Consider the following 21928-nt stretch of genomic DNA (forward strand, 5'->3'; position numbering starts at 1 on the left):
TTTTTTGAATAAAGAGCACGGAGACCCTGATGTCCTCTTTTAACGATTTGATCAAGAACATCACCCCGGACATCTACCAGAGCCTGAAACTGGCCGTAGAGATCGGCAAATGGTCGGACGGTGGCAAGCTCACCGCCGAACAGCGTGAGCTGTCGCTGCAGGCGATGATCGCCTGGGAAATCCAGAACCTGCCCGAGGAAGAGCGCACCGGTTACATGGGCCCGCAGGAATGTGCGTCGAAGTCGATCGAAGTGCCGAACATCCTGTTCAAGTCGGACGCCATCCATTGATCGAGATCGGCCGCGGTGCAATCAGCAAAATGTCGGCGCGCCTGGACGGGCCGAACGTGCAGTACGCGTTTCGTCTGGATGACGTCGAGGTGCCGGTCAATCCGTTGATCGGCAGCACGGTGCGTCTGGAATACCTGGGGGCGATTCACTGCACCCATTGCGGGCGCAAGACCAAGACCAGTTTCAGTCAGGGTTATTGCTACCCGTGCATGACCAGACTGGCCCAATGCGATGTATGCATCATGAGCCCGGAGCGCTGCCACTTCGAGGCCGGCACCTGCCGGGAGCCTGAGTGGGGCGAGAAGTTCTGCATGACCGACCACATCGTCTACCTGGCCAATTCGTCGGGGATCAAGGTCGGCATCACCCGCGCCACCCAGTTGCCGACCCGCTGGCTCGATCAGGGCGCCAGTCAAGCGTTGCCGATCATGCGCGTTTCCACGCGCCAGCAATCGGGCTTCGTCGAAGACCTGTTCCGCAGTCAGGTGGCGGACAAGACCAACTGGCGCGCCTTGCTCAAGGGCGACGCGGCGGCGGTGGATCTGGCGCAGGTGCGCGATCAGCTGTTCGAAAGCTGCGCCCCGGGTTTGCAAGGTTTGCAGGAGCGATTCGGTCTGCAGGCCATTCAGACCATCGCCGACGTCGAGCCGCTGGAAATCCGCTACCCGGTCGAGCAGTACCCGGCCAAGATCGTCAGCTTCAACCTGGACAAGAACCCGATTGCCGAAGGCACGCTGCTGGGGATCAAGGGCCAGTACCTGATCTTCGACACCGGCGTGATCAACATTCGCAAGTACACGGCCTATCAGCTCGCCGTGCATCAATAAGGACTTCAGCATGCGCACCGAACAACCGAAGATGATTTACCTGAAGGACTATCAGGCGCCCGAGTACCTGATCGATGAAACACACCTGACCTTCGAGTTGTTCGAGGACCACAGTCTGGTCCACGCGCAACTGGTGATGCGCCGCAACCCGGCCCGTGGCCCGGGCCTGCCGCCGTTGGTGCTCGACGGCCAACAGCTGGAACTGCTGTCGGTGACCCTGGCAGACCAGGAACTGAGCGCCGCCGACTACCAGCTGACGGAAAACCACCTGACCCTGCAACCGGCCAGCGAAACATTCACGGTCGACACCAGCGTCAGGATCCACCCGGAAACCAACACCGCACTGGAAGGCCTGTACAAGTCCGGCACGATGTTCTGCACCCAGTGCGAGGCCGAAGGGTTCCGCAAGATCACCTATTACCTCGACCGCCCGGACGTGATGAGCAAGTTCACCACCACCGTAGTGGCCGAGCAGCACAGCTATCCGGTGCTGCTGTCCAACGGCAACCCGATTGCCAGCGGCCCCGGCGAAGACGGCCGTCATTGGGCAACCTGGGAAGACCCGTTCATGAAGCCGGCGTACCTGTTTGCGCTGGTGGCCGGTGACTTGTGGTGCGTTGAAGACTCTTTCACCACCATGACCAACCGCAACGTGGCGCTGCGCATTTATGTCGAGCCGGAAAACATCGACAAGTGCCAGCACGCCATGAACAGCCTGAAGAAGTCGATGCGCTGGGATGAAGAGGTTTACGGTCGCGAGTACGATCTGGACATCTTCATGATCGTCGCCGTGAACGACTTCAACATGGGCGCCATGGAGAACAAGGGCCTCAACATCTTCAACTCCAGTGCCGTACTGGCCCGTGCCGAAACCGCCACCGACGCTGCGCACCAGCGGGTCGAGGCGATCGTCGCCCACGAATACTTCCACAACTGGTCGGGCAACCGCGTGACCTGCCGCGACTGGTTCCAGCTGTCGCTGAAAGAAGGCTTCACGGTATTCCGCGACGCCGGGTTCTCCTCCGACATGAACTCGGCCACGGTCAAGCGCATTCAGGACGTGGCGTACCTGCGTACCCACCAGTTCGCCGAAGATGCCGGCCCGATGGCCCACGCGGTGCGCCCGGACAGCTTCATCGAGATTTCCAACTTCTACACCCTGACCGTGTACGAAAAGGGCTCGGAAGTGGTCGGCATGATCCACACCCTGCTCGGCGCCGAAGGCTTCCGCAAGGGCAGCGACCTGTACTTTGAACGCCACGACGGCCAGGCCGTGACCTGCGATGACTTCATCAAGGCCATGGAAGATGCCAACGGCGTCGACCTGACCCAGTTCAAGCGCTGGTACAGCCAGGCCGGTACACCGCGACTGGCGGTCAGCGAGTCTTATGACGCCGCCGCGAAAACCTACAGCCTGACCTTCCGCCAGAGCTGCCCGGAAACCCCGGACAAGGTTGAAAAACTGCCGTTCGTGATCCCGGTGGAACTCGGCCTGCTCGACAGCCAAGGTAACGAAATCGCCCTGCGTCTGGCTGGCGAAAGCGCTGCTCAAGGCACCACTCGTGTGATCTCGGTGACCGAAGCCGAGCAGACCTTCACCTTCATCGACATCGCCGAACAGCCGCTGCCGTCATTGCTGCGTGGCTTCTCGGCGCCGGTGAAACTGAGCTTCCCGTACAACCGCGATCAGTTGATGTTCCTGATGCAGCACGACACCGACGGTTTCAACCGTTGGGATGCCGGCCAGCAATTGTCGGTGCAGGTGTTGCAAGAGTTGATCGGTCAGCAGCAGAAGGGCGAAAGTCTGGTGCTCGACCCGCGTCTGGTTTCCGCGCTGCGTACCGTGCTGTCGGACGAGTCGCTGGATCAGGCGATGGTCGCGGAAATGCTCTCGCTGCCAAGCGAAGCCTATTTGACCGAAATCAGCGAAATCGCCGATGTGGAGGCGATCCACACCGCCCGCGAATTCGCCCGTCAGCAACTGGCGGACAACCTGTTCGAGGCGCTGTGGCTGCGTTATCAGGCCAACCGCGACCTGTCGAAACAAACCCCGTACGTGGCCGAAGCCGAGCACTTCGCCCGTCGCGCGTTGCAGAACATCGCGCTGTCGTACCTGATGCTCAGCGGCAAGCCGGAAGTGCTGGCGGCGACGCTCGAACAGTTCGACAGCTGCGACAACATGACCGAGCGCCTGACCGCGCTGGCCGTGCTGGTCAACTCGCCGTTCGACGAACAGAAAACCAAGGCGCTGGCCAGTTTCGCCGAGCACTTCAAGGACAACCCGCTGGTCATGGATCAGTGGTTCAGCGTGCAGGCCGGCAGCACCTTGCCGGGCGGTCTGGAACGTGTGAAGGCGCTGATGCAGCACCCGGCGTTCAACATCAAGAACCCTAACAAGGTGCGTGCGCTGGTCGGCGCCTTTGCCGGGCAGAACCTGATCAACTTCCACGCGGCGGACGGTTCGGGCTATCGCTTCCTTGCGGATCTGGTGATCGAGCTGAACGGCTTCAACCCGCAGATCGCTTCGCGTCAACTGGCGCCGCTGACTCGCTGGCGCAAGTATGACGGTGCTCGTCAGGCGCTGATGAAGGCGGAGCTGGAGCGGATTCTGGCGTCGGGTCAGCTGTCCAGTGATGTGTATGAAGTGGTCAGCAAAAGCCTGGCGTAAGCTGGGATAGCACCGCTTAAAACTGTGGGGGCGACGGTGCGACGATTCGACTTGCTCGCGAATGCGGTAGTTCAGACGACATCTGCGTGTCTGATACGCCCTCTTCGCGAGCAAGCTCGCTCCCACAGTTGTTTTGCGTTTCCTCAGTTACTTCAGATCAAACCGGTCCAGGTCCATCACCTTCGCCCACGCGGCAACGAAGTCGTTGACGAACTGTTCCTTCGCATCGGAACTGGCATACACCTCGGCCAGCGCCCGCAGTACCGAGTTGGAACCGAACACCAGATCGACCCGGGTCGCCGTCCATTTCACGCTGCCGGTTTTACGGTCACGACCTTCGAACTCGGTTTTGGACGTCGGTTTCCATTCCACGCCCATGTCTAGCAGGTTGCGGAAAAAGTCGTTGGTCAGGGTGCCGGGTTTGTCGGTGAACACCCCGTGTCTGGTTTTACCGACGTTGGTGTCCAGTACGCGCAGGCCGCCAATCAGCACGGTCATTTCCGGTGCCGAAAGGGTCAGCAGTTGCGCCTTGTCGATCAGCAACGCTTCGGCCGGCACGCGATAGGTGGTGGCAGCGTAGTTGCGGAAGCCATCGGTGTGCGGCTCAAGGAAACCGAACGACTCGACGTCGGTCTGCTCCTGACTCGCATCGGTGCGCCCCGGATTGAACGGCACGGTCACCGTGTGCCCGGCGTTTTTCGCCGCTTGCTCGACCCCGGCATTACCAGCCAGCACGATCAGATCCGCCAGCGATACTTGCTTGCCGGATGCCCCGGCGTTGAACTCGTTCTGAATGCCTTCGTAGACTTTCAGCACCTTGTCCAGTTGCTCCGGCTGATTGGCCTGCCAGAACTTTTGCGGCGCCAGACGCAGACGCCCGCCATTGGCGCCGCCGCGTTTGTCCGAACCCCGGAAGGTCGATGCGGCCGCCCAGGCAGTGGAGACCAGTTCCGAAACGGACAGCCCCGATGCCAGCACTTTGTCTTTGAGCGCCCTGATATCGCTGTCGTCCACCAGTGGATGTCTGGCCTCGGGAATCGGGTCTTGCCACAGCAGTTCTTCCTGAGGCAATTCCGGGCCGAGGTAGCGCGACAGCGGGCCCATGTCACGGTGAATCAGCTTGTACCAGGCGCGGGCGAAGGCGTCGGCCAGTTGATCGGGATTGGCCAGGAAACGCCGCGAAATCTTCTCGTAGGCCGGGTCGAAACGCAGGGCCAGGTCGGAAGTAAGCATGGTCGGGTCGATGCGTTTGTTCGGGTCGTGGGCGTGGGGAATGGTGCCGGCCCCGGCGCCGTTTTTCGGTTTCCACTGATGGGCGCCGGCCGGGCTTTTGGTCAGTTCCCACTCGAAGCCGAACAGGTTTTCCAGATAGTTGTTGCTCCACTTTGTCGGGGTGGTGGTCCAGGTCACTTCCAGGCCGCTGGTGATGGTGTCGGCGCCCTTGCCGGTGCCGAAGGTGCTTTTCCAGCCCAGGCCTTGTTCTTCAAGGCCGGCGGCTTCCGGTTCCGGGCCGACGTTATCGGCCGGGCCCGCGCCGTGTGTCTTGCCGAAAGCGTGGCCGCCGGCGATCAGGGCGACGGTTTCCTCGTCGTTCATGGCCATGCGGCCGAAGGTTTCGCGGATGTCCTTGGCCGAGGCCACCGGGTCCGGATTGCCTTCCGGACCTTCCGGGTTCACATAGATCAAGCCCATCTGCACGGCGGCGAGGGGGTTCTCGAGGTTGCGTTCGCCCTGATTGGTGCGGCTTTCTTCATTGCCGTGTTCGGCGGGCTCGGCCACCAGCGTGCCTTCGCCCGGCGGCTGCATGGATTGCGGATCCTTGCCGTAGCGGTTGTCGCCGCCCAGCCATTTGTTTTCCGAGCCCCAGTACACGTCTTCATCCGGTTCCCAGACGTCGGGCCTGCCGCCGGAGAAACCGAAGGTCTTGAAGCCCATGGACTCCAGCGCGACGTTGCCGGTGAGAACGATCAGGTCGGCCCAGGAAATGTTGCGGCCGTATTTCTGCTTGATCGGCCACAGCAGGCGGCGGGCCTTGTCGAGGCTGACGTTGTCCGGCCAGCTGTTGAGCGGGGCGAAGCGTTGCTGGCCGGAGCCGGCGCCACCACGACCGTCAGCGGTGCGATAGGTGCCGGCGCTGTGCCAGGCCATGCGGATGAAGAGCGGTCCGTAGTGGCCGAAGTCCGCTGGCCACCACTCCTGGGAGTCGGTCATCATCGCCGTCAGATCGCGTTTGAGGGCCTGGAAATCCAGGCTTTTGAAAGCCTTGGCATAGTCGAAGTCCTTGCCCAGCGGATCGGACGCGGGCGAGTGCTGACTCAGGATTTTCAGGTTCAGTTGATTCGGCCACCAATCGCGGTTCGTCGTGCCACCGCCGGCGGCATGATTGAACGGGCATTTCGATTCATTTGCCATGTTCGGGTCCTTATCAGGTCATCTGCGGCCGGCTCGTGCCGACTTCGGAGTAGTAAGGCTAGACCCGACTCGGAGAGTCAGCTAATAGGCCGACTATTGGTGCCTGATAGGCGCAGTCTCTTACGTGAACTGTCGGGCGCCGGCGCCGGCGCCGGGCAGGGCGCTGAAATGCCCGTGCTTGAGCGATGGTTTGCCAATGTGTGGAAGAAACGTGATGGCCATTGGAAATGTTATTGTATAACATAAAAATGATTTCATCTGATTGATGCCGGTCACACGCACTCTGTCTCGCCGGCATTGATCCTCACTTTTCTGCCTGACGGATTCCTGAAATGCCTTCCCGTTTCCACTCCTTCCAACCCCGCCTGACGCTCATGGCCTCTGCGCTGCTGATCGCTTCCCCGACATTCGCCGCCGACCCGCTGGAGCTGCAACCGCAAGTCATCACCGGCAATCCGCTGGGCAGTCAGAACCTGGCCTCGCCCTCGACCGTGTTGAGCGGCGACAGCCTGACGCTGCAGCAAAAAGGCAGCCTCGGCGAAACCCTGAACAAGCAGCCGGGCGTGTCCTCGTCCTACTTCGGCCCCGGTGCCAGTCGCCCGATCATTCGCGGGCAGGACGGCGATCGCATTCGCATCCTGCGTAACGGCGTCGGCGCGCTGGACGCCTCGTCGCTGTCCTACGATCACGCGGTGCCGCTGGACCCCGTCAACGTCGAGCGCATCGAAATCGTCCGTGGCCCCGCGGCCTTGCTGTACGGCGGCAGTGCCATCGGCGGGGTGGTCAACACCTTCGACAACCGCATCCCGACCGAAGCCATCGAAGGCATTCACGGTGCCGGCGAGTTGCGCTACGGCGGCGCCGACACCACCCGCAGCAGCGCTGGCAAGCTCGAAGCCGGTAACGGTCAGTTCGCCTTGCACCTGGACGCCAGCGCCCGCGAGTTCAATGACCTGAAGATTCCCGGCTACGCCAAGACCCGTCGTGAACGGGCGAACGACGATGGCGATTCGAAGAAGCATCGGCTGGCCAACAGCGACGGTCGTCAGGACGGCGGTGCGGTGGGCGGGTCGTACACCTGGGATGACGGTTACGCGGGGCTGTCGTACAGCAATTACGATTCGAACTACGGCTCGCCGGCCGAAGACGATGTGCGCATCCGCATGGAGCAGGAGCACTACGCCTTCGCCTCGGAAATCCGCAACCTCGACGGCCCGTTCAGCTCGGTGAAACTCGACGCTGGCTACACCGATTACCAGCACCGTGAAATCGAGGGCGGCGAGGTCGGCACCACGTTCAAGAACAAGGGCTACGAGGCGCGGGTCGAAGCCCGGCATCAGCCGCTGGGGCCGTTCAACGGGGTGATTGGCGCGCAAGTCAGTCGCAACGAGTTCTCGGCGTTGGGCGAAGAAGCGTTCGTGCCGCACACCGATACCGATGTCGGTGCGCTATTCATTCTCGAAGAGCTGCAAGCCACGGATCGCCTGCTGTTCACCCTCGGTGGACGCCTTGAACACACCACGGTCGACCCCGACGCCAAAGGCAAAGAGCGCTTCGCCAATGCCGATCGCTCCAGCAGTTTCACCGCCGGCAGCCTGTCATCCGGTGCGGTGTACACGCTGACGCCGGTCTGGTCGGTGGCTGCCACGCTCGGCTACACCGAACGCGCGCCGACGTTCTATGAGCTTTACGCCAACGGCGCTCACGTCGCCACCGGCACCTATGAAGTCGGGGACGCGGGGCTGTCGAAAGAGAAAGCCGTCTCCAGCGACCTGGCCCTGCGTTTCGACAACGGTACGCACAAGGGCAGCGTCGGCGTCTTCTATAGCCATTTCTCCAACTACATCGGCCTGCTCGGGACGGGCCGCACACTCAACGACGAAGGCGAGGGGGACGCCGACGGCATTCCCGAGTACACCTACTCCGGCGTTCGGGCCCGCTTCAGCGGCATCGAAGCGCAGGATCGCTGGACCCTCGGCGAAAACGCCTACGGCAAGTTTGCACTGGAGCTGTCGGGCGACTACACCCGGGCCAAGAACCTCGACAATGGTCAGGACCTGCCGCGCATCGCACCGCTTAGGCTGAACACCGGTTTGTTGTGGGAGCTGGATCGCTGGCAGGCGCGGATCGATGTGGAACACGCCAGTTCCCAGCACCGGGTGCCGGACAACGAAAGCAGCACCGACGGCTACACCACGCTGGGGGCAAATGTGGGTTATCACTTTGATGTTGGTCAGAGCAAATGGCTGGCCTTCGTCAATGCCGAGAACCTGACCAACCAGACCGTGCGTTACGCCAGCTCGATCCTGCGCGATATTGCGCCGGCAGAAGGGCGCAGCATTCAGGTCGGGCTGCGCACCACGTTCTGATCGTTCACACCGGACAGGCGCCAGCGTCGTTGCGACGCTGGCGTTGATCTCAACTCGATTGAGCGGTGTCTTCTTCCGGGATCTCGTCCAGCAGATCCTGTTGCCCCGGCAGTTCTGTGATCACGCTGAAATCACTGACCTCCACGGCGCCCAGCCCATACCCCAACAAGTGGAACGAGAACGCCTTGCGCGGTTGCGGGTTGTCGAAGCTGAAATCCATCTCCAGCGGCTGATCTGCCGTGGCGACCATCTCGGTCGGCAGTCCCAGTTGCACGTCCTGTTCGAACTCCTTGGCCTTGAGCTGAATGTACGCCGCCTGCTGTGGATCGACCGAGCGCACGGTCAGGCGTACGCGGGTGTGGGAGCCCTTGGGCATTTCCAGGTATTGCGCGCCGATCAGGTTGTCGGCCCAGTCGTCCTTGATCTGCGCTTGCAGCGGGATAACGTTGGTGCTGCCGAACTGATAGCGCTGGTTCAGCGGGGTGCGCAACAGCGACAGGTCCAGGGCCGAGGCGCGGGCGGCGATGTCCCGGGCGTTCTGGCCGCTGGCGTTGCCTTTGAACGTGGCGCTTTCGGCGATGAATCCTTCGCTGGCGTAATTGCGGCAACGGCGTGGCATGTCGCATTCGGTCAGGAGGCCGCGACCGTCGTGATAGCGCAGCTTGCCGTTGGTGAACGACATGATTTCGCGGCCCGAATCGTAATCGCGAAACAGCGAGCGGCCGCTGAGGGCGGAAGGCACCGGAAAGTCGAAGTAATCCAGGATCGACGCGCTCAGATCGACGTGACCGTAGACCCCGGCGTTCAGGCGGGGCAATTGCGCCTGCTCCGGCGCGAGGGTCAGGTTGAAGCCCCAGGACGACGCGAGGCGGACGCCGTCGATGCCGTGGGATTCGTCAGAAGTGATAACCACCAGCGTGTCTTTCAGCACGCCCTGGCGTTCCAGGCCACTGAGAAACTGCTCCAGCGCATCGTCCAGATAACCGACGGCGGCCTGCTTGGGCGTGTCGTAGCGTTGCAGGTACTGCTCGGGCGCGGAGTAGGGCTGGTGCGTGCCGACGGTCAGCAAGGTCAGCATCCACGGCTGTTTCTGTTTTTTCAGTTCGCCGACGTATTTCAGCGCGCCTTCGAAAAACGCCTTGTCGTCCTTGCCCCACGGGAACTCGAGATAGTTGGCGTTGGTGAACCACTCCAGACCATGGGTCGCGTCGAAACCGATGTGCGGCATGATCTTGTCTTTGGCCATGAACCGCAGCCCTGCGCCTTGCAGGTAATGCGTGGCGAAACCGTGCTGGCGCAGCTGTGCCGGCAGGCAGGCTTGATTGCGTTCGTGCTGGGTCAGCATTTCCACGCCTTTGGGCGTGCCGTTGTCGAGTTTGTCGTAGTCGCCGCAGAGCATGGCGTACAGACCGCGAATGGTCTGGTGGGTGTGCAGCACGTAATCCGGAGTGTTCATGCCGCGCTCGGCCCAGCGGCTGAGGTTGGGCATCAGGTCTTCCTGATAATGACTGCCGATGGCCCGGCGATTGGCGCCGATGTAAGCGCCGGGAATGCCTTCGAGGGCAACGATCAGCACATTGCGCGCCTGGCCCTTGGCCGCCAGCAACGGGTGACCATTCAGATCAACATCGGTGAGCCCGGCCATGGGCGGAGGAGCGACCTGAGTGTCGCCGTCCAGCCATTCTTCGGTCTGCATCTGAAGATCGGCGACCTGCGCGGCCAGCAACTGGTGCGGCAAGTTGTACAGGCGCCACGGGTCGTCATCGCTCGGGGCCAGGTGTTGCGCGCCCCAGTACGCTGAGAACAGCAGCACCGGCATCGCCCAGATTGCGCGGGGCAGAGCGCGAACCGGTGTTGCACGTCGATTCCAATGACTGAGCAGCCACAGGGCGAGAGCCACCAGCAGCGCAACCGCCACACCGGGATGGGCGAAGCCACCGCCGGTGGAGTTTTCCACGAACTGCGGGTCGATCAGGTAATGCAGGTCTGCCACGGTCGGCAGGCGACCGACCGCGCTGACCAGTTCCGCGGTCGCTACCGCCAGCAATCCCCAAAACAGCAGCACCGGCAGCGCCAGCCACCAGGGACGGCGGTGTAACAAAACCATCAACAGACTGCCGATGGCCAGATCTGACAGATAACCGAACAGGCTCGACCAGCCGAGTGCCGCCCGCAGGCACACCGGCACGATCAGTACCAGGAAAACCAGAGAAAGAAGACGGGCATCCAGGCGCCGCAACCGTTGACAAAGAGCGCTCACAAAAAAGACCTTCCAGCCATCAAATCGTCACAAAAGTGTGGGCGATCATACCAAGGGTGGGCTGTCTGATCGCCTTTTTAAACGGCAGGGTGATCTGATCTTGAAAGCCACGGTGAGCCACCCGGACGAGGCTGGGCCTTGATCGGCGTCAGTCCTGGCGATTTTTCGGCCTGAGCGAGGCAGCGGTTTTATTGTTTCAGGCTGTTTAACCGGCTTTTGATCCATTGCTGCTGCATTTGCGAACCAGTCCGATTTACAATGCGCGCCCCCTGATGGAGTCGGTCGTCGTGGATTTACTCACGCAACTTCATGCGCAGCTCAGCCGCTGGGTGATCGATCCGGTCACCGAACGGTTCCTTGGCCTGTTCGATTTGAACGGCCGTCTTGGTGTGGCGTTTCTGCTCACGTCCTACGGCGTGGCGTACGGCCTTTATCGCTACCGAAAATCCCGACACCTGACACAGGCCCGCTCCTTCTGGCAATTTGTCGGCGGCGGTCGTGTCCACGGGCATCGTTCGGCCTGGCTGGATTACCGTTATTACTTCATCAAGGCGATTCTGAAGGTGGCCCTGGTATTGCCGGTTGTTAGTCTCGTCGACCCGCACATCCTTCGTTCGGGCGACTATGCGCGGTTTTTCACCCAACTCTGGGGCGCTCGCGAGCAGGTTCCGGATCACCCGCTGATCGCGTTGTTCTACGGTCTGGGCGTTTTCCTGTTCAGGGATTTTCTGCATTACTGGATTCACCGCGCTTTCCACTCCCGCTATCTATGGGAGTTTCACAAGGTTCACCATTCGGCGCCGGTGCTGGTGCCGGCCACCGCCAGTCGGATTCACATCGTCGAATCGATCGTTGAACGGATCGTCATCACCGCCGGCCTTGGCGCGTTTGCGGGTGTGGTCTGGTACGCCTGCGGTGGTGAAGTCAGCCGCTATACGCTGTTCGGCGTGACCTGGCTGGCGCTGATCATCAACAGCCTGGCCTCCAATCTACGGCACAGCCATGTCTGGCTGTCGTTCGGGCCAGTGGTCGAACATGTACTAAACAGCCCGGCCCAGCACCAGATCCACCACAGCGACGCGCCACGACATTTCAACAAGAACTTCGCGATCAATCTTTCACTGTGGGACTGGCTGTTCGGCACGCTGTACGTCACCACTTCAAAGCCCGAAGACTTGCGCTTCGGAACGGGCGAGCAGGACCACGCCCGCTACCTGACGCTGTACAGCCTGATCGTCACGCCGTTCGTGGACACCGCCAAACGCTTGTCGTCGAACGCCGACGGTCTCAAAACCCGGTTCAACCAGCGTACGCCTTGAATACTCGTCATTGTTGAACAACCCGCACGTCCGCTTGCCGGATGGGCGTTAAACCCGCGTCTATAGTGAGAGGGCTGTGTGAGACGGGTGGCGCACCTCAAGCTGCGACGGGAGGCGCCGAGTGAACAATCTGCTGTTTTTCATTCAGGAGATCGCCATGAGTCAGATTGAAAAAGTCCTCTATACCGCGAAAACCCACACCACCGGCGGACGTGACGGCGCATCGCGCAGTTCCGACGGGATCCTTGATGTAAAACTGTCGTCGCCCGGTTCCAGTGGCGGCGGGACCAATCCGGAACAATTGTTCGCCGCAGGCTGGTCGGCGTGTTTCATCGGCGCGATGAAAGCGGTGGCGGGGCAGCAGAAAATAAGCCTGCCGGCAGACCTGGCGGTGGATGCCGAAGTGGACCTGGGCACTAATTCGGGAGGGTATCTCCTGCAGGCGCGACTCAATGTAAGCCTGCCGGGCATGGAGCGCGGTGCGGCGCAGCAGTTGGTGGATGCGGCGCATCAGGTGTGCCCGTATTCCAAGGCCACGCGCAACAACATCGAGGTCGAATTGAAACTGGTCTGACCTCCAGACGCAAAAGGGGCGGCATGATCATCGATCATGCCGCCCCTTTTGTTTTTTTAAGCCGTATCTGTCAATCAGCGATCAATGCATCTTGCTGTGATCGTGGCCTTCCATGGTCAGCGCCTTGACCGGCGCTTTCACTTCAACGGTTTCCTTTTCACCTTTGGCGTTTTCGACGGTCAGGGTCAGCGGCACGCTGTCGCCTTCTTTCAACTGAGCAGTCAGGCCCATCAGCATCACGTGGTAGCCATTCGGATCGAAATTGACGGCTTTGCCGGCCGGCAGGTCGACCGAGTTGACCGGGCCCATGCTCATCACGTCGTTCTTCATGGTCATTTCATGAATCTGCACGTTCTTGGCCACGGGCGATGCAACACTGAGCAGCTTGCTGTCGCTGTCGGCGGTGACGGTCATGAACGCACCGCTGGCCGACTGGTTCGGCACGGTTGCCCGCACCCACGCGTCGTCGACCCTGGTCTGCGCCGAGACCTGGAAAGCCAGGCCCAGCAGCGACAGGCCCAATACGGCACGTTTGATGTTGTTCAGAAAAGGATTCATCAGCAGACCTCCATGACGGTAAGCAAATCTTCCGTGCACTCTTGTGCCGAAAGCGATTGAGACAGGCCCACACGCAACGTGCCCCGGGTGTCGTAGACATAACTGGTGGCGGTGTGGGAAAGGGTATAGGTGTCGCCGGCCGGGACTTTTTCGTAGAACACGTCGAATTCCTTGGCGGTGGCCTTGGTTTCTTCGAGGGTGCCATACAGCGCGACGAAGCTTGGATCGAAGGTCTTGACGTAAGCGTCGAGGATTTCCGGGGTGTCGCGTTCCGGGTCGAGGGTGATGAACACCACTTGCAGGATGTCGCCGTCCTTGCCCATCAATTTCTTGATTTTCGCGGCGCGGGCCAGCGTCGTCGGACAGATCGCCGGGCACTGGGTGAAACCGAAGAAGATCATCGGCATCAGGCCGCGAAAGCTCGACAGCGTCACGGTGTTGCCTTCGGTGTCCTTGAGCTTGAAGGTGCGTCCGAGGATCTTGTCGCTCAGATCCTTGCCGTACTTGTACGACAGTTCGCCGCGGGTGTCGCAGCCGGCGAGCAGGCCGAGACCGAGTACGCCCATTCCCGCAAGCACCTTGCGGCGAGTCAACAAAGCCGTCATTTCATACCGCCCTTTGGAGCCCGCCAGTCGGCAGGACAGGCGGGCGGGTTAACCGTAAAAGCGGCGCATGATACCAAAATGATCCGGCAGGTCGGTTTTTGATCACCCGTCAATGTCGGAGCGGGCGACAAAAGGTGTAAGAAAAAATGACTCAAGGTGATGGCGAAGGCGGCTCGGGCGGGCTCCAGCCACCGCCCAGCGCGGTGTACAGGTTCACTTGCGCGACCAGTTGCGCCAACCCTTGCCGGCCTCGCGGTTGCGGATGGTCAGGTGCAGGCTTCGCTCGTCGGCGGCCAGCGTTTCCCGGGCCAGCGTCAGCAACTCCTGATCGACGTTCAGCGCGGCTACCCGCAGATCACGATTGTTGATCAGCGCGCTTTCGATCAATTGCTGCAACGCCGGGTCATTGAACAGCGCGCGCCAGTCTTCGACCCGGGGTGTGCGCGGGGATTGCGCGGCATACGCCGGACCTTGTGGATACTGCGCAGCGCTCGGCGATGCCGGTCGCTGGTAGTCGGGAGTCAACGAGCAACCGCCCAGCAGCAGTGCCACGGACAGGAGGGAGATCGGGAGCCTGGACATCAAACAGCCTTGTTCACGAATAAGAGCGGAGGCCGGGCGTCCGATAAAAGGAAGCGCGGATCAGGCGCCGGCCATCCATCTGGCCAGACCGTGTCGTCCGCTGACACCGAGCTTGGCGGCCGCATGCTTGAGGTAGGTATCGATCGAGCTGTTTTTGACCCTCAGCTTCTCGGCCATCTGCGGTACGGTGCCGCCGGTCAGCAAGCCCAGGCAGACTTCTTTTTCTCGTACCGACAACGTGATGTCGCCCAGTGCCATACCCTCCGCACACTGAGTCTTGCCGAAAAAAAGCCCCGCAAAGGCGATTTTTTCCGCCTGTCGTTTGCGTCGTCACCGTGTCTATGCCGCGTTCAGCGAAGGTAATGCGGCATCCACCAGCTCGATCCAGTGCCTGACTGGCGTACGCCCTGCACCGTCGAGGTGAGCCTGACAACCGATATTGGCGGTTGCGATGACGTCAGGATGGCCGCTCTCCAGGGCGTTGAGTTTTTGGTCGCGCAGTTGCCGGGCCAGTGTTGGCTGGGTCAGCGAGTAGGTGCCTGCCGAGCCACAGCACAGATGTGCGTCCGGTACGGTCGTGAGGTTGAAGCCCAGCCGGTTCAGCACCGACTCCACCGCGCCGCCGAGTTTCTGTGCGTGCTGCAGGGTGCAAGGGCAGTGGAAAGCCAGACGCTGATCAGCGTGGATGCCCAGGGATTCGAGCGGTTCTTCGCGCAGCACCTCAACGAGATCCCGAGCCAGCGTGCTGACACGTCTTGCCTTCTCGGCGTATACCGGATCGGCGCCGAGCAAATGCCCGTAATCCTTGATGAACGCACCGCAACCGCTGGCGGTCTGCACGATCGCCTCGGCCCCCCGTTCGATGGCCGGCCACCACGCATCAATGTTGTGGCGGGCGCGGTCAAGGCCGGTGATCTGGGCGTCGAGGTGATAATCCACGGCGCCGCAACAGCCAGCCTCACGGACGGGAATCACGCTGACGCCCAGACGATCCAGCACCCGTGCCGCTGCTGCATTGGTATTGGGTGACAAACCCGGTTGCACGCAACCCTCCAGCATCAACACTTGCCGTGCATGGCGGATGACTGGACGTGATGCAGGCGTCAACGCATTGCGTGGCAGTTTGTCTTGCAAGGTATCGGGCAGTAGCGACCGGAACATCTGCCCGCCATTGACCAATCCTTTGAACAACCGTGGATTGGGTACGACACTTCGAAGTCCTTCTCGCAGAAGGCGCTGTCCGGGCGGTCGCGGGACGGCGGCGTCGACTACCGCCCGCCCTATGTCGAGCAGGTTGTGATAATCCACGCCGGAAGGGCAGGTGGTTTCACAGTTGCGGCACGACAGGCAGCGGTCCAGGTGTTGCTGGGTTTTCGCCGTGACTTCGTTGCCTTCGAGCACCTGCTTGATCAAGTAGATGCGCCCGCGCGGGCCGTCCAGTTCATCGCCGAGCAATTGATAAGTCGGGCAGGTCGCGTTGCAGAATCCGCAATGAACGCACGTGCGCAGGATGCTTTCGGCCTCTTCGGCGCGGGGCAGTTGTCGGGCTTGCGGGCTGAGGGTGGTCTGCATGGCTCAAAGCTCCGCGTACAGAAGGCCGGGGTTGAAAATGCCCCGGGGGTCGAGTTGTCGTTTGAGTTGACGGTGATAGTGAAGCAAGGCGGGCGCCAGGGGATGGAACGGTTCGTCGATCAAACCGTGGCTATAACAGGTCGCATGGCCGCCGACGTCGCCGACCGCTTTGCGAATGACCGACGCTTCGGCCGTCGATTTGAGCCAGCGTTGCGCTCCGCCCCAGTCGAGCCACTGCTTGCCGGGCAGGTCCAGCGGCGGTGTGTTGAGTGGTACGGACAGGCGCCAGAGCGGTTGGTCTTCATCGAAGAAGTCCAGGCGTTGTTCGTTGAGGTCGGCCCAGAACGAATTGTCGATCAGCTCGCCGCCAAGGCGATCACGGGCGGCCGCCACTGAACCTTCACCACCCTCCAGGCGCAAGTGCAATTGCCGGCCATCGTGACACGCGGCGCTGATCGGCAACGGCTGCTGGCCCCATTCGGCCAGGCGCAGCAGAGCATGTTCGCTGGTCATTTCCAGACGCAGGCTAAGGCACGCGCGCGGTTTGGGCAGCACTTTGAGCGACACTTCAGTGATGACACCCAGCGACCCGTAACTGCCAGCCATCAGGCGCGACAGATCGTAGCCGGCGACGTTCTTCATGACTTCGCCACCGAAACGCAGGTGTTTGCCATGACCGGTGATGATCCGCGTGCCCAGCACGAAATCGCGCACCGATCCCGACCAGGGCCGACGCGGCCCGGACAGCCCAGTGGCGATCATGCCGCCGACCGTTGCGTCGTCGGCGAAGGCGGGGGGCTCGCACGCCAGCATTTGTTGCGAGGCGTCCAGCACGGCCAGCAACTTTGCCAGCGGAGTGCCGCAGCGCGCGGTGATCACCAATTCGGTCGGGTCGTATCTGACGATGCCGCGATGGGCGCGGGTATCGAGAATTTCCCCTCCGACGATGCGTCCGAGAAACGCTTTGCTGTTGGCTCCCTGAATGCGCAGCGGCGTAGCGTTTACCAGTGCCCGGTTGACCTGTTCGAGCAGTGCGGCGCTGTCATCGAAATCTTTGGTGTCACCCATCAGAACCGCTCCAGTTCGGGGAAGGGCAATTGCCCGTGGTGTACGTGCAGGGCACCGAATTCGGCGCAGCGATGCAGGGTCGGAATATTTTTGCCGGGATTGAGCAGTCCACCGGGGTCGAAGGCTGCTTTCGCGGCATGGAAAAGGGTCAACTCATCGCGGTTGAACTGCGCGCACATCTGATTGATTTTTTCCCGGCCCACGCCATGTTCGCCGGTGATGCTGCCGCCGACCTTCACGCACAATTCGAGGATCTTGCCACCCAGCGCTTCGGCTCGTTCCAGTTCGCCGGGCTGATTGGCATCGAACAGAATCAATGGATGCATGTTGCCGTCGCCGGCGTGGAATACGTTGGCGACCCGCAAGCCATATTCGGCTGAAAGCTGCGCTATCGCGTGCAGTACGCCGGGCAACTCGCGGCGCGGGATGGTGCCGTCCATGCAGTAATAGTCCGGCGACAACCGACCTACGGCGGGGAAGGCATTCTTGCGTCCGGCCCAGAACCGTACGCGCTCGGCTTCGTCCCGGGCCTGGCGCAGTTCGGTGGCGCCGGCCTGTTCGAGCACTTGGCGAACCCGCGCGCAATCATCGTGGACATCCGCTTCAACACCATCGAGTTCACAGAGCAGAATCGCCTCGGCGTCTACTGGATAACCGGCGTGTATGAAGTCTTCGGCGGCGCGGATCGCCAGGTTGTCCATCATCTCCAGGCCGCCGGGAATGATGCCGGCCGCGATGATGTCGGCTACTGCACGGCCGGCTTTTTCCACGGAGTCGAACGCCGCCAGCAGCACTTTGGCGGTTTGCGGCTTGGGCAAGAGTTTGACCGTGACTTCGGTGATCACCCCGAGCAGTCCTTCGGAGCCGGTGAACAGCGCCAACAGGTCGAAGCCGGGAGAATCCAGCGCATCGGACCCCAGCGTCAGGCGCTCGCCATCCACGGTAAGAATCTCGATCTTGAGCAGGTTGTGAACGGTCAGGCCGTACTTGAGGCAATGCACGCCGCCGGCGTTTTCCGCCACATTGCCACCGATGGAGCAGGCGATTTGCGAGGAAGGATCAGGCGCGTAATACAGCCCGAACGGCGCAGCGGCCTGGGAAATCGCCAGGTTGCGCACGCCGGGTTGAACCCGTGCGGTGCGTGCTTCGGGGTCGATCCGCAGAATATTGTTGAAGCGCGCCATCACCAGCAGCACGCCTTTTTCCAGTGGCAGGGCACCGCCGGACAAGCCGGTCCCGGCGCCCCGTGCCACCACCGGTACCCGCCGTTCGTGGCAGATTCGCAACACGCCCTGAACTTCATCGATGTGCCGTGGCAGCACCACCAGCAGGGGCGTAGTGCGATAGGCCGAGAGGCCATCGCATTCATACGGCTTCAGTTCTTCAAGCTGATGCAGGACTTCAAGATCCGGCCATTGGTGGTGCAGGGCTTGCAACAGCGCGGCTTTGTCGACATCGGGCAAAACGCCGTCGACCTGTTCGTCATAGAGAATGTTCATGATCGCTGGACGACCCTCCGTTGTCGTTATTCGAGGTCGGTGCCGTTTTCCATCATTGGGCTGCTGATACCGAGAAGTAAAGCGTAGCGGCCGGAGGTCCGTTGTCTCGCGCTTCTGTATGCCGCTACTTCAGGACTGCGATTGCGACGATGCGTCGGCAGACGGCCTGAGAAGGGTGGGACACCACCCAACGCCCGAGCAGTGCGGGCGTTGGGTGGTGTCAGCGAACTTCAGTCCAGATCGCTTGCTTGATGCCGCTCCGGAATCTGGCCGGCTTCATCGCCCCACGTCCGGTTGACGCGCTGGCCGCGAATTACCGCAGGCCGGTCAGCAATCTCTTGCGCCCAGCGTTGCACGTGGGTGTATTCGTGAGCGGAAAGAAACTCGGCGGCGGAGTACACGTTGTTGCGCACCAATTGCCCGTACCACGGCCAGACCGCGATGTCGGCGATGGTGTAGTCGTTGCCGGCGAGGAAGGCGCTTTCGCTCAGGCGGCGGTCGAGAACATCCAGCTGCCGCTTGGTTTCCATGGTGAATCGGTTGATCGGGTATTCGAGCTTTTCCGGCGCATACGCATAGAAATGACCGAAACCGCCGCCCAGGTAAGGTGCTGATCCCATCTGCCAGAACAGCCAGTTCAGGGTTTCGGTGCGTGCCGCCAGGTCGGTGGGCAGGAAGGCGCCAAATTTTTCTGCCAGATAGAGCAGGATCGAACCGGATTCGAATACGCGAATGGCCGGTTCTACGCTGCGATCCAGCAGCGCCGGGATTTTCGAATTGGGGTTGATATCGACAAAGCCGCTGGAGAACTGGTCGCCCTCGTTGATGCGGATCAGCCAGGCGTCGTACTCGGCGCCGGAATGTCCGAGCGCCAGCAACTCCTCAAGCAGAATGGTCACTTTCACGCCGTTGGGCGTGGCCAGTGAATACAACTGCAACGGATGTTGGCCGATCGGCAGCGTCTTTTCATGCGTCGGCCCGGCAATCGGGCGATTGATGCTGGCGAACTGGCCGCCGGACGGAGCGATGTGTTTCCAGACCTTGGGTGGAGCGTAGGGCGCCTTGCTCATGAAACGGACCTCATCGGTTGTATGCCGCAATGACTTGAGCCGGACAGCGAGCGTGCCAGACTCTTGTCGAACAGAACACCATGCAAGGGCGTTTGAATGCCACTGGTGGTTCGCTGAAAAACGTTGATCGGCTGCAGACGCATTGCCGGGCTTTTGTCATTCAAGACGTCTCAGGTGGCCGCTTCTTCTTTAATAGAAGAGCGGGCAGGGCTTTTGCGCGAATCTGTCCGCAGTTGCGCCGGACTCACGCCCAGACGCTGCCTGAAGGCTGTGGTCATATGCGCCTGTGAGTTAAAGCCACAGGCGAGGGCGATCTGCGAAAGACTGTCGGTTGTATCGCGCATCGATGCTCGGGCTTTGGCCAGTCGTCTGTCGATCAGGTAACTGTGGGGACTTTTGCCGGTCGCCTGTTTGAAAGCGCGCATGAAATAGCCCTCGGACAACTCCAGCAGTTGCGCCATAGCCGGAACGCCGAGAGGGTTGCCGAGGCCGGCGTCGATGAATTCATCCAGCAGGCGCATGCGGCTGCCGGTGATTGAACCTTGCTGCGTTGCGGTCGCATGACCTTCAACCCGTTCTGCCAGGTTGAGCGCCCAGCTTTCCCAGTCATCTTCCAGAGAGGTTTTCAGCAGTGCGCTGCGCATTCGCGACGCGAGGTAGATCGCTTGCGGGTCGATGCGATTGTTGAACGCCTCGTCGCCGGCCAATGCTGTGCCGTCGGTGCGTATCACCCGCAGATATTCGCCGCCCATGGGCGACTCGGAGAACACGTCACAGCCAGCCGGAACAAACGCCAGGCCATTGGGCATTGCATCGAAGGGGCGTATCCGGTCACTACCAATGGCGTGCACGCCGCGCTGGCTGTCGAAGGCAAAGCCGATTGCCGACTGGGGCGCCACGTATCGTGCCGAGTAGGCTGCGCCCGGCAGCAACTCGATCACCCATGGGCCGGCTTCGACACGACGTATCGGCTCGGCGACGGTTATGGCGGGACGACGGTTTCGATGGCTCATGAACGCCATAGTAGTGAAGGGCGTGCATAAAAGTCAGGTCTGTTTTTTGAAAGCCGATGTGAAGCGTCTGTGCCTAGACTGGGCCAAAGTCCAAGGAGCCACTTATATGCACGCACTCACTCGCGACGACATCGAGAACGCTGCCCGCCAGGTTTATCAAGTGATGCCGGCTACCGCCCAATACCGTTGGCCGCTGCTGGCAGAACGGCTGGGCTGCACAGTTTGGGTCAAGCATGAAAACCACACGCCGACCGGTGCCTTTAAGGTGCGTGGCGGTATCACGTTCATGCACTGGCTGCGTCGCGAACATCCCACTGTCAAAGGCATTGTCTCTGCGACGCGTGGCAATCACGGTCAGAGCCTGGCGCTGGCAGCGCAGGCGGTGGGCCTGAAAGCATTGATCGTGGTGCCGCAGGGCAATTCGCTGGAAAAGAACAACGCCATGCGCGGCTTCGGTGGTGAAGTGGTCGAGTACGGGCGCGATTTCGACGAGGCGCGTGAAGAGGCGGCGCGTTTGGCGCAGGAACATGACCTTTTTCTGGTGCCGCCTTTTCACGTTGAACTGGTCAAGGGCGTGGCGACTTATGCGCTGGAGCTGTTTGGTGCTGCATCGGATCTGGATACGATTTACGTGCCCATTGGTTGCGGATCGGGGATCTGTGGTGTGATCGCTGCCCGTGACGCGCTGGGACTGAATACTGAAGTGGTGGGGGTTGTATCGACAGAGGCCGCGGCCGCCAAGCTGTCGTTCGACGCGAACATGATCTGCGAAACCGCTTCGGCGAATACGTTCGCGGATGGCCTGGCTGTGCGCAAGCCGATTGCCCAGGCGTTCGACATCTATAAGGAAGGAGCGGCGAGGATCGTTTCGGTCAGCGAAGGCGAGATCGCCGAGGCCATGCGCGTGTATTACACCGACACTCACAACCTTGCAGAGGGCGCGGGTGCCTCAGCGCTGGCAGCGTTGATGCAGGAGCGTGGAAGGATGCAGGGGAAAAAGGTCGGGGTGATTCTGTCCGGGGGGAATATTGACCGATCGGTGTATGCGAGGGTTATTGGTTGAGTGCTGACTTGCCGGTGGATGCACTCATCGCGTTCGCGTCTATATAGAAGCGGCGTTTTCCTAAGGTTGATAGAAAACTCAAATTAAGTGTTGACGGCAGATTCTGAGTCTCTATAATTCGCCCCACTTCCGGCGCAGTCGAAACGGAAAACTCCTTGAGATTCAATGAGTTAAGTAGG

General features: G+C 61.1%; 17 protein-coding genes and 2 pseudogenes. 7 read left to right on the forward strand and 12 right to left on the reverse strand.

Annotation, left to right across the window (positions count from 1 at the left end; translation table 11 throughout):
• Positions 1–29: 29 nt before the first annotated feature.
• Genes CAF79_RS17085 through pepN form a run of 3 tightly spaced genes read left to right on the forward strand, consistent with a single transcriptional unit; the run spans position 30 to position 3785 of the window.
• On the forward strand, positions 30–290 hold the full coding sequence (locus CAF79_RS17085; RefSeq protein ID WP_085698878.1) for a YeaC family protein: 261 nt from the start codon (positions 30–32) through the stop codon (positions 288–290).
• Positions 287–1117, forward strand: coding sequence for a DUF2797 domain-containing protein (locus CAF79_RS17090; protein ID WP_085698880.1), 831 nt, complete (start codon positions 287–289; stop codon positions 1115–1117). Before CAF79_RS17085 ends, CAF79_RS17090 begins: the two co-directional genes overlap by 4 nt.
• Before the next feature lie 10 nt (positions 1118–1127).
• Complete coding sequence (gene pepN, locus CAF79_RS17095; RefSeq protein ID WP_085698882.1) at positions 1128–3785, forward strand: aminopeptidase N; 2658 nt, start codon at positions 1128–1130, stop codon at positions 3783–3785.
• 147 nt (positions 3786–3932) lie between these two features.
• Here the strand turns inward: pepN and katG are convergent, their stop codons facing one another.
• Entirely contained in the window at positions 3933–6197 is a 2265-nt protein-coding gene (katG, locus tag CAF79_RS17100; RefSeq protein WP_085698884.1) for a catalase/peroxidase HPI, read from the reverse strand.
• Between the two features lie 332 nt (positions 6198–6529).
• Here katG and CAF79_RS17105 point away from each other — a divergent pair, with 332 nt between their 5' ends.
• The gene (locus CAF79_RS17105) at positions 6530–8566 is read left to right on the forward strand and encodes a TonB-dependent receptor (RefSeq protein ID WP_085698886.1); all 2037 of its coding nucleotides are present in this window, start codon (positions 6530–6532) and stop codon (positions 8564–8566) included.
• A 49-nt stretch (positions 8567–8615) separates the two neighbouring features.
• Here the strand turns inward: CAF79_RS17105 and CAF79_RS17110 are convergent, their stop codons facing one another.
• The gene (locus tag CAF79_RS17110; RefSeq protein WP_085698888.1) at positions 8616–10826 is read right to left on the reverse strand and encodes an LTA synthase family protein; all 2211 of its coding nucleotides are present in this window, start codon (positions 10824–10826) and stop codon (positions 8616–8618) included.
• Positions 10827–11098: 272 nt separating this feature from the next.
• On the opposite strand from CAF79_RS17110, the gene CAF79_RS17115 reads away from it, so the two are divergent.
• Entirely contained in the window at positions 11099–12145 is a 1047-nt protein-coding gene (locus CAF79_RS17115) for a sterol desaturase family protein (RefSeq protein ID WP_371917930.1), read from the forward strand.
• Between the two features lie 157 nt (positions 12146–12302).
• Positions 12303–12719, forward strand: a complete 417-nt coding sequence (locus CAF79_RS17120; protein ID WP_007956881.1) for an organic hydroperoxide resistance protein — start codon at positions 12303–12305, stop codon at positions 12717–12719.
• 81 nt (positions 12720–12800) lie between these two features.
• On the opposite strand, the gene CAF79_RS17125 is transcribed toward CAF79_RS17120, so the two are convergent.
• The 9 genes and pseudogenes from CAF79_RS17125 to CAF79_RS17165 form a co-directional block, all read right to left on the reverse strand.
• A complete protein-coding gene (locus tag CAF79_RS17125; RefSeq protein WP_085698890.1) occupies positions 12801–13277 on the reverse strand; it encodes a copper chaperone PCu(A)C in 477 nt (158 codons plus the stop codon).
• Positions 13277–13882, reverse strand: coding sequence for an SCO family protein (locus CAF79_RS17130; protein ID WP_039770777.1), 606 nt, complete (start codon positions 13880–13882; stop codon positions 13277–13279). The genes CAF79_RS17125 and CAF79_RS17130 overlap by 1 nt, the downstream gene beginning before the upstream one ends.
• Before the next feature lie 327 nt (positions 13883–14209).
• Positions 14210–14464: pseudogene (locus tag CAF79_RS17135) on the reverse strand (multidrug transporter); the annotation flags it as partial.
• A gap of 60 nt (positions 14465–14524) precedes the next feature.
• Positions 14525–14728: pseudogene (locus CAF79_RS17140) on the reverse strand (helix-turn-helix transcriptional regulator); the annotation flags it as partial.
• Positions 14729–14803: 75 nt separating this feature from the next.
• Positions 14804–16036 (reverse strand): glycolate oxidase subunit GlcF, encoded by a 1233-nt coding sequence (gene glcF, locus CAF79_RS17145; RefSeq protein ID WP_085698892.1) that lies wholly within the window; start codon positions 16034–16036, stop codon positions 14804–14806.
• A 3-nt stretch (positions 16037–16039) separates the two neighbouring features.
• A complete protein-coding gene (gene glcE, locus CAF79_RS17150) occupies positions 16040–17104 on the reverse strand; it encodes a glycolate oxidase subunit GlcE (RefSeq protein WP_085698894.1) in 1065 nt (354 codons plus the stop codon).
• Positions 17104–18603 (reverse strand): glycolate oxidase subunit GlcD, encoded by a 1500-nt coding sequence (gene glcD, locus CAF79_RS17155; protein WP_085698896.1) that lies wholly within the window; start codon positions 18601–18603, stop codon positions 17104–17106. Before glcD ends, glcE begins: the two co-directional genes overlap by 1 nt.
• 230 nt (positions 18604–18833) lie before the next feature.
• On the reverse strand, positions 18834–19673 hold the full coding sequence (yghU, locus tag CAF79_RS17160) for a glutathione-dependent disulfide-bond oxidoreductase (protein ID WP_085698898.1): 840 nt from the start codon (positions 19671–19673) through the stop codon (positions 18834–18836).
• Between the two features lie 170 nt (positions 19674–19843).
• On the reverse strand, positions 19844–20686 hold the full coding sequence (locus CAF79_RS17165) for an AraC family transcriptional regulator (protein ID WP_139832608.1): 843 nt from the start codon (positions 20684–20686) through the stop codon (positions 19844–19846).
• 106 nt (positions 20687–20792) lie between these two features.
• Here CAF79_RS17165 and CAF79_RS17170 point away from each other — a divergent pair, with 106 nt between their 5' ends.
• Positions 20793–21749, forward strand: coding sequence for a threonine dehydratase (locus tag CAF79_RS17170; protein WP_085698902.1), 957 nt, complete (start codon positions 20793–20795; stop codon positions 21747–21749).
• Here CAF79_RS17170 and CAF79_RS29330 read toward each other — a convergent pair.
• Positions 21739–21928: hypothetical protein (locus CAF79_RS29330; RefSeq protein ID WP_218191880.1), on the reverse strand; the 190-nt coding region annotated here is incomplete at its 5' end. The genes CAF79_RS17170 and CAF79_RS29330 overlap by 11 nt on opposite strands.

Source organism: Pseudomonas sp. B26(2017), from assembly GCF_002113045.1.
Lineage (GTDB): Bacteria > Pseudomonadota > Gammaproteobacteria > Pseudomonadales > Pseudomonadaceae > Aquipseudomonas.

Coding starts and splice junctions, on each gene's coding strand:
- pepN (WP_085698882.1), top strand. CDS start 1,128: ATGCGCACCGAACAACCGAAGATGATTTACCTGAAGGACTATCAGGCG.
- CAF79_RS17120 (WP_007956881.1), top strand. CDS start 12,303: ATGAGTCAGATTGAAAAAGTCCTCTATACCGCGAAAACCCACACCACC.
- CAF79_RS17105 (WP_085698886.1), top strand. CDS start 6,530: ATGCCTTCCCGTTTCCACTCCTTCCAACCCCGCCTGACGCTCATGGCC.
- CAF79_RS17170 (WP_085698902.1), top strand. CDS start 20,793: ATGCACGCACTCACTCGCGACGACATCGAGAACGCTGCCCGCCAGGTT.
- glcF (WP_085698892.1), bottom strand. CDS start 16,036: ATGCAGACCACCCTCAGCCCGCAAGCCCGACAACTGCCCCGCGCCGAA.
- CAF79_RS17115 (WP_371917930.1), top strand. CDS start 11,099: ATGGAGTCGGTCGTCGTGGATTTACTCACGCAACTTCATGCGCAGCTC.
- CAF79_RS17130 (WP_039770777.1), bottom strand. CDS start 13,882: ATGACGGCTTTGTTGACTCGCCGCAAGGTGCTTGCGGGAATGGGCGTA.
- CAF79_RS17085 (WP_085698878.1), top strand. CDS start 30: ATGTCCTCTTTTAACGATTTGATCAAGAACATCACCCCGGACATCTAC.
- katG (WP_085698884.1), bottom strand. CDS start 6,197: ATGGCAAATGAATCGAAATGCCCGTTCAATCATGCCGCCGGCGGTGGC.
- CAF79_RS17165 (WP_139832608.1), bottom strand. CDS start 20,686: ATGAGCCATCGAAACCGTCGTCCCGCCATAACCGTCGCCGAGCCGATA.
- CAF79_RS17125 (WP_085698890.1), bottom strand. CDS start 13,277: ATGAATCCTTTTCTGAACAACATCAAACGTGCCGTATTGGGCCTGTCG.
- yghU (WP_085698898.1), bottom strand. CDS start 19,673: ATGAGCAAGGCGCCCTACGCTCCACCCAAGGTCTGGAAACACATCGCT.
- glcE (WP_085698894.1), bottom strand. CDS start 17,104: ATGGGTGACACCAAAGATTTCGATGACAGCGCCGCACTGCTCGAACAG.
- glcD (WP_085698896.1), bottom strand. CDS start 18,603: ATGAACATTCTCTATGACGAACAGGTCGACGGCGTTTTGCCCGATGTC.